We start from the raw sequence: 11,269 nt of genomic DNA, 5'->3' as shown, positions 1-11,269 counted from the left end.
TAAATTGAACTTTATGAATCAAATTGTTTACCTAGTTCCTGCTTTTGGTTTGGTAGGATTGCTTTACACAGCATGGAAATTTAGTTGGGTATCTAAACAAGATGCCGGAAATGATAAAATGCAGGAATTATCCGGTTACATTGCAGATGGTGCTATTGCATTTTTAAAAGCTGAGTGGAAAATTTTAGCCTATTTCGCTATTCCTACTTCTATATTATTGGCTTGGTTAGGAGCACAAACAGGTTCGATTGAAAATCCCATTCATTCATCTCCATTAATTGCCCTTGCTTTTTTAATTGGAGCAATATTTTCAGCAACTGCAGGATATATTGGGATGATTGTGGCTACTAAAGCTAACGTTCGTACTGCGGAAGCAGCTCGTACATCGTTAGCGAAAGCATTAAATGTTTCATTTACCGGTGGCTCAGTGATGGGTATGGGAGTTGCAGGTCTAGCAATTTTAGGACTAGGCGGTTTGTTTATTGCTTTTTATCAAATTTTCGCTGAGGGAAAAGCATTGACTTCCATTGAAATGAAAACGGCTATTGAAGTTTTAGCTGGATTTTCATTAGGTGCAGAATCTATTGCCTTATTTGCTCGTGTAGGTGGAGGTATTTATACGAAAGCTGCTGACGTAGGTGCTGATTTAGTTGGAAAAGTAGAAGCAGGTATTCCTGAAGATGATGTGCGTAATCCGGCAACCATTGCAGATAACGTGGGAGATAACGTGGGAGATGTGGCTGGTATGGGCGCCGATTTGTTTGGATCTTATGTTGCTACTATTTTGGCAACTATGGTATTGGGTCAAGAAATTGAAGTAACAGATAACTATGGTGGCTTCTCCCCTGTTTTATTGCCTATGTTGATTGCAGGTGTAGGTTTGATCGCTTCTTTGGTTTCTACGTTTTTTGTACGTATTTCTAAGGAAACTGATTCAGTTCAAAATGCTTTGAATGTTGGTAATTATGCTTCTATTGCAATTACATTCGTTACTTCGTATTTTTTAGTAACGAATATCTTACCTGAAAGTTTAACACTTCGTGGAACGACTTTTTCTGCAATGGATGTATTTTATGCCATTATTGTAGGATTGGTTGTTGGTACCTTGATGTCGATTATCACAGAATATTACACAGCGATGGGCAAGCGCCCGGTTGATTCTATTGTACAGAAATCAGGAACGGGTCATGCAACAAACATTATTGGCGGATTAGCTGTAGGTATGGAGTCTACGGTATTGCCTATTTTAGTCTTAGCCGCGGGTATCATTGCTTCTTACCATTTTGCAGGTATATATGGTGTTTCAATCGCTGCTGCAGGTATGATGGCAACAACGGCTATGCAATTAGCAATCGATGCATTCGGTCCTATTGCTGATAATGCTGGTGGTATTGCTGAGATGTCTCAATTGCCTTCAGAGGTTCGTGACCGTACGGATAATTTGGATGCGGTAGGAAATACCACAGCAGCAACTGGTAAAGGATTTGCGATTGCTTCTGCAGCGTTAACATCGTTGGCATTGTTTGCAGCATTTGTGGGTATTGCAGGAATTGATGCAATCGATATTTATAAAGCAGATGTTTTGGCTGGATTGTTTGTGGGTGGTATGATTCCATTTATTTTTTCCGCGTTATGTATCTCAGCGGTAGGTAAAGCTGCTATGGAAATGGTGAATGAAGTTCGCCGTCAATTCCGTGAGATTCCGGGTATTATGGAATACAAGGCCAAGCCAGAATACGAGAAATGCGTAGCTATTTCAACCGAGGCCTCTATTCGTCAAATGATTTTACCAGGAGCAATCGCTTTAACTGTTCCAGTTATTGTTGGCTTTACCATGGGACCTGAAGTTTTAGGAGGTTTATTAGCCGGTGTTACTGTTTCGGGTGTTTTGATGGGAATTTTCCAATCAAATGCCGGTGGAGCATGGGATAACGCTAAGAAGTCTTTCGAGAAGGGTGTTCTCATAGATGGTCAAACTTTCAAGAAAGGTTCTGAGCCTCATAAAGCCGCGGTAACAGGTGATACAGTTGGTGATCCATTTAAAGATACGTCAGGACCATCGATGAACATCTTGATTAAATTGATGTCGATTGTTTCATTGGTTATTGCGCCTTATATACACGTTGGAAAGAGTCCTGCTCATTCAAGTGTAAAATCTCCTGCTCCTATTGTCAAGATGGTAGCAAAGCATTAAGTAGGTTAATTAGCGATTCGCATAAACGCGAATCGCTATACATAAAATAAAAAAAGCCAGGCTTATAGCCTGGCTTTTTTAGTTCTATCAGAAATTCACAAGGAGTATTAAGCTGTTAATTTACCTCTTAAAGCTCTTGGGATATCAATTGTTGCAACTGGGTTCGTTAGTGGATTCAAGATTTCGCAACCTTCAACTTTTAACTTATTTACTTTAACTGTTTGACCTAAATCAAGGCCTGAGATATCAGCAGTTACAAAATCAGGAATATTTCCAACTAAACCACGTAAAGATACTTTACGTAATTTTTGAACCATTTTACCCCCTTTAATAACGCCAGGAGAATTTCCTATGATTTTTACAGGAACTTCAATTTTGATAGGCTTATCTGCCGTGATTTCTAAGAAGTCAACGTGAAGAATCATTTCATTTACTGGGTGAAATTGAGCATCTTGTAAGATAGCACGGTGAATATCACCTTCAATATTCAATTCTACTTCATAAACATCTGCAGAGTATAATAACTCACGGAACAAGATCATTGGAACAGCGAAATGCAATTGCTCTTTACCACCATACAATACACATGGAGCCAGTGCCTCTGCACGTAAATCTTTTGAACCTTTGGTACCTAATGTAGCGCGTTTATACCCTACGATTTCTAACTTTTTCATTTTGTTTTTGTTAGTGTTTCCAGTCTTTCGCACAAAGGCTATCCCCTGAAAACGGTTGAAATTAATATTTTATAAATAATGAACTGATAGACTCGTGATCTCGGATACGACCAATTGCCTTAGCAAAAAGCTCAGCAACCGATAAAACCTTTATTTTATCGCTTGTTTGTTTTTGAGGAATTGTATCAGTAACCAGTAATTCCGTTAACACTGAATTGGCGATGTTCTCATACGCTTTACCTGATAAAACAGGGTGTGTTACCACCGCGCGAACGGAGTTTGCACCCTTATCCATGATTAATTGAGCAGCTTTACATAAAGTTCCACCGGTGTCAATTAAATCGTCAACAAGAACGACATCTGCGCCTTTAACATCTCCAATCAATTGCATTGACGCAATTTCATTGGCACGTTTCCGGTGCTTATCGCAAATAACCATTTCTGCATTGAAGAATTTGGCCATGTTGCGGGTACGTACCACCCCTCCCACGTCAGGAGAAGCAAATACTATATTTTCTAAATTTAAAGATTTCAAATATGGAACAAAGATGGCATTTCCTTCCAAGTGGTCTACCGGGAAATCCATAAATCCTTGGATTTGACCAGCATGCAAGTCAATCGTCATTAAACGATCCGCTCCAGCTGCAGTCAATAAATTTCCAATCAATTTAGCCCCAATACCTACACGTGGACGATCTTTACGATCTTGACGGGAATATCCAAAATACGGAATAACAGCCGTTACATAATGGGCTGATGCTCTTCTAGCAGCATCAATCATCAAAAGTAACTCCATTAAATTATCTGCTGTAGGGAATGTGGACTGAATTATAAATACATCACACCCACGTACAGACTCATCAAAACTCGGTGACATTTCACCGTCTGAGAACTTTAAAATAGTTACTGCACCCAAATCCTTGCCGTAATATTTGGCAATATCCTTTGCTAAATAATTTGATGCAGATCCAGAAAATATTTTAACTGCGTTAATCGCTGCCATGTGTGTGTTTAAAAAGGGCTTAATTATAAAAATTAAGGCGCAAAATTAGACATTTTACGCCTTAAATCAAATCTATTTTACAGAAGCACGAATAATATTCAATGCACCACCTGCTTTGAACCATTCGATCTGTTGTTCATTATACGTGTGATTCACAGCAAAGCTATATTTCGAACCATCTGCATGAACTAATTCAATGGTCAATGGCTTGCCTGGAGCAAATGTGTTTAGACCAACAATATTAATGCTATCGTTTTCTTGAATCCTTTCATAGTCTGCTTCATTTGCGAATGTTAATGCTAACATACCTTGTTTTTTCAAGTTGGTTTCATGAATACGAGCAAATGACTTTACTAGAACCGCACGAACACCTAAGTGACGTGGCTCCATAGCCGCATGCTCACGCGAAGATCCTTCACCGTAGTTTGTATCTCCTACTACAATCGTACCAACGCCAGCCGCTTTATATGCTCGTTGGGTTGCTGGTACTGGACCATATTCACCCGTTAACTGATTTTTTACATTGTCAGTCTTCTCGTTAAAGAAGTTGACAGCGCCAATCAACATGTTATTTGATATATTATCCAAGTGACCACGGTATTTCAACCAGGGACCTGCCATCGAGATATGATCAGTTGTACATTTTCCTTTGGCTTTAATCAATAATTTCAAGCCTGAAATATCAGTTCCTTCCCAAGCAGCGAATGGATCTAATAATTGTAAACGATCTGAGGTAGGTGAAACTTTAACCTGCACACCAGAACCGTCAGCTGCCGGAGCTTGATATCCCGCATCTTCTGCAGCAAATCCTAATTTTGGCAATTCATCTCCTGATGGAGCATCCAATTTAACTTGTTCTCCTTTTTCGTTTGTCAAGGTATCCGTTAATGGATTGAATGTTAAATCACCCGCTATTGCTAAGGCAGTAACCATTTCTGGTGAAGCCACGAATGCAAATGTGTTTGGATTGCCATCCGCACGTTTCGCGAAGTTTCTGTTGAATGAGTGAACAATCGTATTCTTCTCTCCTTTTTCTGCTCCTGGACGAGCCCATTGACCTATACATGGTCCACAAGCATTCGAGAATACAGTTGCACCAATGGTATTGAATGTATCAATAAATCCGTCACGCTCAATCGTATATCGCACTAATTCAGAACCAGGTGTGATTGTGAATTGGGCTTTTGTTTTTAGTCCTTTGGCAGCTACTTGCTTCGCTAAAGAAGCAGCACGTGCGATATCTTCGTAAGATGAGTTGGTGCATGAACCGATTAGGCCAACTTCCACTTTCGTAGGCCAACCGTTTTTCTCAGCCAATTCTTTCATTTTAGAAATTGGTGTAGCCAAATCTGGTGTGAAAGGACCATTTAAATGTGGTTCTAATGTATCTAAATCGATCTCAATTACTTGGTCAAAGTATTTTTCAGGGTTTGCGTAAACCTCAGGATCAGCTGTTAAATGCTCGCGTACTTGATCTGCCATGGCAGCTACATCCGCACGACCCGTTGACTGTAAATAACGCGCCATCGAATCATCATAGCCAAAAGTAGATGTGGTTGCGCCGATTTCAGCACCCATGTTACAGATTGTACCTTTACCCGTACAAGACATAGAAGTTGCGCCTTCTCCGAAGTATTCAACCACACATCCTGTGCCACCTTTCACCGTTAATATACCCGCCACCTTTAAGATTACATCTTTTGGTGCGGTCCAACCATTTAATTTACCTGTTAATTTAACACCGATCAACTTAGGGAATTTCAATTCCCATGCTAATCCTGCCATGACATCGCAAGCATCTGCACCACCCACGCCTATCGCGATCATACCCAAACCACCTGCATTTACTGTGTGTGAATCTGTCCCGATCATCATTCCACCTGGGAACGCATAATTCTCCAATACTACTTGGTGAATAATACCAGCTCCTGGTTTCCAGAAACCAATACCATATTTATCAGAAACCGATGACAAGAAATCGTAAACCTCTTTATTTTTATCTACTGCAACTGCTAAATCTGTGGTAGATGCTACTTTAGCCTCAATTAAGTGATCGCAATGCACGGTAGATGGTACAGCAACTTGCGGCCGACCAGCTTGCATAAATTGTAACAAAGCCATTTGCGCAGTAGCATCTTGCATAGCAACACGATCTGGAGCAAAATCTACATAGGAATTGCCACGTTCATGAGCCGAAGAAGGAGTTCCTTCCCAAAGATGGCTATAAAGGATTTTTTCAGTTAACGTAAGCGGTTTTCCCGTTAAAGCGCGAGCAGCAGCAATGCGTGCAGGCATTTTATCGTAAACAGCTTTAATCATTTCAATGTCAAAGGCCATGTTAATAGTTTTTATTTAAGAAATTGCTCACAAAATTAATAGATTCGCTTGAAAATTGCCAATTTTGACATGTATGATTTCCTTAGCTTCATAAATTATTGAAATTTGGCAATCCTTTCCTTGTTAAATAATGTTTTTTGCTGTTTTTGTTAGCTAATAAGCCTTTTCAATTTGAAAATTCTTGAACGATTCTTTGTCATTTTATTGCTGTTATTTCCACGCGTTATAACTGCTCAAATGAATGATTTTCAAGCGGTTGTGGATTTAGCCTTGGCAAAAGCCCCTAATTATGCAGCTCAAATTCGTCATATACAATTTGATGCAGAAATTGCTGAAAAAGGTCGCTTTGATCGATTTCCTTATTTTGGAAAACAACGTTTACAAAAACTAGAAGGGATTAAAATAGGACAATGGTACGGTAAGCAAACAAATTCCCATGTGTATTTGGGTGCCATGAATCAATTAATTCACGAAATCCAACAAGTTCATGGAAGTCAAATAAAATATCCTAAACCCACCTTATTTTTCTGGGTTGATTTTTATCAAGATTTTGTTGGTAGTCAATGTGTTTCGCCATTGAATTTTCATGCAAGGAGTTATTATGAATTTACTTTCAAGCAAACATTCCTGCTACAAGGGCAAGCGGTGTATCAATTTACCATTAGTCCAAAAATGAAGACTGATCATTTATTTTCAGGAATTCTGACTTTGAGTCAAGAAGGAATGTTTGTCGGTTTTGAGGGTACCGTTGAATCCGATGCGATTAATTACCTTGTTAATATTCAAAATCAATATAAATATGAGATTTGGTTACCCTTGAGAGCACACTTTTACGCTAAGGGTGGGGTAATGGGAATCACAGGCGAATATGAGTTAGAAGAGCTTGTCAAAGGAGAAATACAGTTTTGGCAACCCAAGGTGCAAGATTTCGAAAAACCCCATACGGTTAAAGAGGTATTAAATATTGCGGATCGAGCATTCGATGAAACATTTGTTAGCCAGTTGTTAACAAATCTCCATGGAGGTTTAATTCGAAAATGGAAGGAAAGACCTCAGTCCGCATTAGTTTCTATTGATTCTGTAAAATATACACACGCTAATCGGCTAGCTATTCGTAAGGACTTTTTCCCGGTATCGCTAGATTCTTCTATCGTTGCAAATTATGATACCTTACGAAGAGTGCCTTTTCGAATTGACCAATTGGTATTTAGTAGGTCTTTTTTCTTCGGTCAAAAGAAAAGAGATTTTTTCCCTTTTGAGATATATTTCAGGTCTCCCGTATTTGATTCAAATTATAATACAGTTGAAGGTTTTGTTGCAAATACTGGTTTGGTATTTAGAAAACGTTGGGCTCGATATCATATGTTGGAAACGGAGGTTTTGGGTAGAAGATCATTTGGGCTAAATAGCAATACAGGGTATATAAAATTGCGTTACAGGACAGAGAATTTAGATATTTCTGCTATGCAAGGGGATTTTGTCGCTCAGTACAATCCTGAAAATTCGATAGCACCTGAAATGAATTCACTGGCCACCTTGTTGTTGAAGAACAATCAAATGAAAATTTACAGTAGGCGTTTTTGGAATGTTTCTATACTAAAACGTTTTTCTTCACGTGTTTTTTTCAAAGCCTTGGTAGAGTCTGCCTTTAGGTCCCAAATGGATAATACAACCAATTATCAATGGATCAATTACTTAGATCGGGATTTTGGCAGTAATAATCCTACCAATTCTGAATATGTAACGGAAGGGTTTGCCTCGCATAAAGCATTTATAACTCAATTTTCGGTTGGTTTTCGTCCATTTTTAACGCAATCTTATCTTAATTCTACGCGCCAAAGTGATTGGGGCTCCTCTCCTTTGTTTCTTGTTAAATATCGAGCTGGTTGGCCGACTTTATTTGCATCTAAAGTTGATTTTCACATGCTTGAACTATCCTACGTGCAAAATTTAGCCTTATCACCATGGGCAAAATCTGGCTTTATACTAAATGCGGGTACATTTTTTGGGCATGCACCCCAACATTTTTTGGATTATAAACATTTTAATGGAACCCTCAATTTGATACAGACTGGTGAGATGCTGGCTTCACATCGATTGGTTGGCTATTACCAGAATTTTACAAATGGCGCCAATCAACGCTTAAATGTCAATCATTATGCCTTTAGTACGTCGGGTAATTTTGTAGAAGCACTTTCTCAATTCCAATTTTCAAACCTTTGGCTTAAACCGTTGTTAGGCACTAAGAAAGCTTATGTGAAGGAATTGTTAATTACGAATGCCGTGTATCTTCCCAAGCAAAACCTATTTTATCAAGAACTAGGATATGGACTAGATGGAGTATTTAAAGTTTTAAGGTTAGAAGCTATTGCAAATTTTTCTAATGGTAGATTTAATTATCTAGGCTTTAGGGTTAATCTAAATTCACGAATACGAATCGGCAATATTCCAGAATAATATAATTTTTTAGATTTTTTTTGGTGCTTTCACACTAATTGCAAACAAATACATTTTAAGCAACTATATTTGAGGTCTTATCGAAAAATTTAACCTGTAACATTTATCTAATGGCAAAAAATTTGGTCATAGTTGAGTCCCCCGCAAAAGCAAAAACGATAGAAGGTTATTTGGGTTCGGATTTTATTGTAAAATCTTCATATGGTCATGTGCGGGATTTACCTACCAAGGGTGATAAGGTTATCGATGTAGAAAATGATTTCACGCCAACTTATGTAGTTTCAGCAGATAAGACGCAGGTTATTTCAGAATTAAAAAAATTAGCCAAGTCATGTGAAGAGGTATGGTTAGCAACTGACGACGACCGTGAGGGAGAGGCTATTTCTTGGCACCTTAAAGAAGCCTTGAACCTTAAGGATAACACCAAACGCATCGTATTTCGTGAAATTACCAAATCCGCTATTTTAAAAGCAATCGAGCAACCGCGGGGTATAGATATGGATTTAGTGAATGCACAACAAGCGCGCAGAATAATGGATCGTTTGATTGGCTTTGAATTATCACCTGTGTTGTGGTCTAAGGTACAGAAAGGTTTGTCTGCTGGACGTGTTCAATCAGTTGCGGTGCGATTGATTGTCGAAAGAGAGAAAGAAATAGAACACCATGAAAGCATCGCTACCTTTAAGGTTAGTGCTTTGTTTGATTTGCCCGGTAAAAAGGTCCTGAAGGCTGAATTAGCCAAAAATTTTGCTAAAGAAGGCGATGCCTTAGCATTTTTGAAGAAATGTGTGGGTGCTACTTTTTCCATTAAAAGTTTAGAAACTAAACCTGCGAAAAAGACGCCTGCTCCTCCATTTACAACCTCAACGCTCCAACAAGAAGCTTCACGAAAATTAGGCTATGCCGTTGCAACGACCATGTCTATAGCTCAGAAATTGTATGAATCAGGGCGAATTTCGTACATGCGTACCGATTCAACTATGCTTTCTCAAGAAGCTCGTGATAAAGCTAAAGCTGCCATTGAATCAAATTATGGTGAAAAGTTTCACTATGCACGTCAATTCAAAACAAAATCTGATAGTGCACAAGAAGCTCACGAAGCAATCCGTCCCACGGATTTTGGTCTCTCTACCTTATCGGGCGATTCCAGAGAGCGTAAATTGTATGAATTGATTTGGAAACGCTCTATTGCGTCTCAAATGTCCGATGCATTGCTAGAAAGAACCACGGCACAAATCGAAATCTCTACGACAACAGAACTGCTAGTTGCTCAGGGGGAAGTTGTGGCATTTGAAGGTTTCTTAAAAGCATATTTAGAGGGCAAAGACGATGAAGATGAGGATGAAAATAAAGATATGTTGCCCCCGTTGGCGGTAGGGCAAATTTTACAATTAGATGAGATTAAGGCACAGGAACGTTTTTCTCGACCTGCCCCGCGGTATACAGAGGCAAGTTTAGTGAAAGCTTTAGAAGAAAAAGGTATTGGTCGTCCTTCGACTTATGCGCCTACTATTTCTACGATAATCAAGCGCGCTTATGTCGAGAAAGAGGATCGTGCTGGAAGGGAAAGAAACTTTCAAACTTGGACGTTGAAAGATAACGAGATTGCTGGCGTTAAATCAACGGAAATGGTTGGTGCCGAGAAATCGAAATTGTTTCCTACACACATTGGTACACTTGTCACAGACTTTTTAGTTGAAAATTTCCAAGAGGTTGTCGATTATACGTTTACTGCTGAAATGGAAAATGAATTTGACCATATTGCGCAAGGGAAATTGCCATGGGTTAAATTGATGAAAGATTTTTATGGTTCATTTCACAAGACCATTGAAGAAAGTAAAGGAATCGCGCGTAGTTCTGTGGGTGGAGGGCGTGAACTTGGCGTTGATCCCGAGACAGGTAAAAAAGTATCAGTTCGTTTAGGTAAGTTTGGACCTTTTGTTCAACTGGGAGAATCTGGCGAAGAAGAAAAGCCCGTATTTGCTAATCTTGCGAAGAATCAATCCATTGCTACCTTAAGTTTTGAAGATGCAATTAAGTTATTAGCTCGACCAAAATTGCCTCGCGAAATAGGTATTTTAGATGATAAGCCGGTAATTATTGGTGCAGGTAAATTAGGACCATACATTAAATTCGATGGAAAATTCACAAGCTTACCTGAACCTAATGATCCATTTACAATCGATTTAGACCAAGCGGTATTGGTTATGCAGGCCGCTCAAAAAGCTGCGGAGTCTGCAGGCTTGGGCTATTTTGAAGATCAATTAATTGAAACGGGTAAGGGTAGATTTGGTCCATATGTTAAGCATAATGGAAAATATATTTCATTGAGTAAAACGGATAATTTAACCTCACTTACTCAAGAACGCGCAATTGAATTAATCCTTGCCAAAAGAAATGCTGAAGCAAATAAGATTATTAAGGAATACCCTGAAAATGCGGCAATCAAAGTTGTGAATGGAATGTATGGCCCTTATATCCAAATTGGTAAACGCAATGTTAAAATTCCTAAGGGTCAAGATCCCGCTAGTTTAACTTTAGATGATTGTATTGCATTAGGCGATGCGACTCCTGCTCCTAAAAAGACAACGAGAAAAAAATAAA

6 protein-coding genes are annotated in these 11,269 nt (G+C 38.9%); 3 read left to right on the top strand and 3 right to left on the bottom strand.

All coding sequences use genetic code 11. From position 1 onward, the window contains the following. The first annotated feature begins 13 nt into the window (after positions 1-13). A complete protein-coding gene (locus tag ACIQZ2_RS07755) occupies positions 14-2,194 on the top strand; it encodes a sodium-translocating pyrophosphatase (protein WP_395768283.1) in 2,181 nt (726 codons plus the stop codon). Positions 2,195-2,301: 107 nt separating this feature from the next. Here the strand turns inward: ACIQZ2_RS07755 and ACIQZ2_RS07750 are convergent, their stop codons facing one another. The 3 genes from ACIQZ2_RS07750 to ACIQZ2_RS07740 form a co-directional block, all read right to left on the bottom strand. Continuing rightward, positions 2,302-2,868, bottom strand: coding sequence for a 50S ribosomal protein L25/general stress protein Ctc (locus ACIQZ2_RS07750; protein WP_395768282.1), 567 nt, complete (start codon positions 2,866-2,868; stop codon positions 2,302-2,304). A 61-nt stretch (positions 2,869-2,929) separates the two neighbouring features. Beyond that, a complete protein-coding gene (locus tag ACIQZ2_RS07745; RefSeq protein WP_395768281.1) occupies positions 2,930-3,871 on the bottom strand; it encodes a ribose-phosphate pyrophosphokinase in 942 nt (313 codons plus the stop codon). Positions 3,872-3,943: 72 nt separating this feature from the next. Further along, entirely contained in the window at positions 3,944-6,208 is a 2,265-nt protein-coding gene (locus tag ACIQZ2_RS07740; protein ID WP_395768280.1) for an aconitate hydratase, read from the bottom strand. A gap of 171 nt (positions 6,209-6,379) precedes the next feature. On the opposite strand from ACIQZ2_RS07740, the gene ACIQZ2_RS07735 reads away from it, so the two are divergent. Further along, positions 6,380-8,665, top strand: a complete 2,286-nt coding sequence (locus ACIQZ2_RS07735; RefSeq protein WP_395768279.1) for a DUF5686 family protein — start codon at positions 6,380-6,382, stop codon at positions 8,663-8,665. Positions 8,666-8,775: 110 nt separating this feature from the next. Further along, complete coding sequence (gene topA, locus ACIQZ2_RS07730; protein WP_395768278.1) at positions 8,776-11,268, top strand: type I DNA topoisomerase; 2,493 nt, start codon at positions 8,776-8,778, stop codon at positions 11,266-11,268. Position 11,269 lies beyond the last annotated feature (1 nt).

This window comes from Aquirufa sp. (genome assembly GCF_044342065.1).
Taxonomy (GTDB): domain Bacteria; phylum Bacteroidota; class Bacteroidia; order Cytophagales; family Spirosomataceae; genus Aquirufa.
Note: the sequence above shows the minus strand (reverse complement) of the source record. Positions and strands in the feature narration are given on the sequence as shown.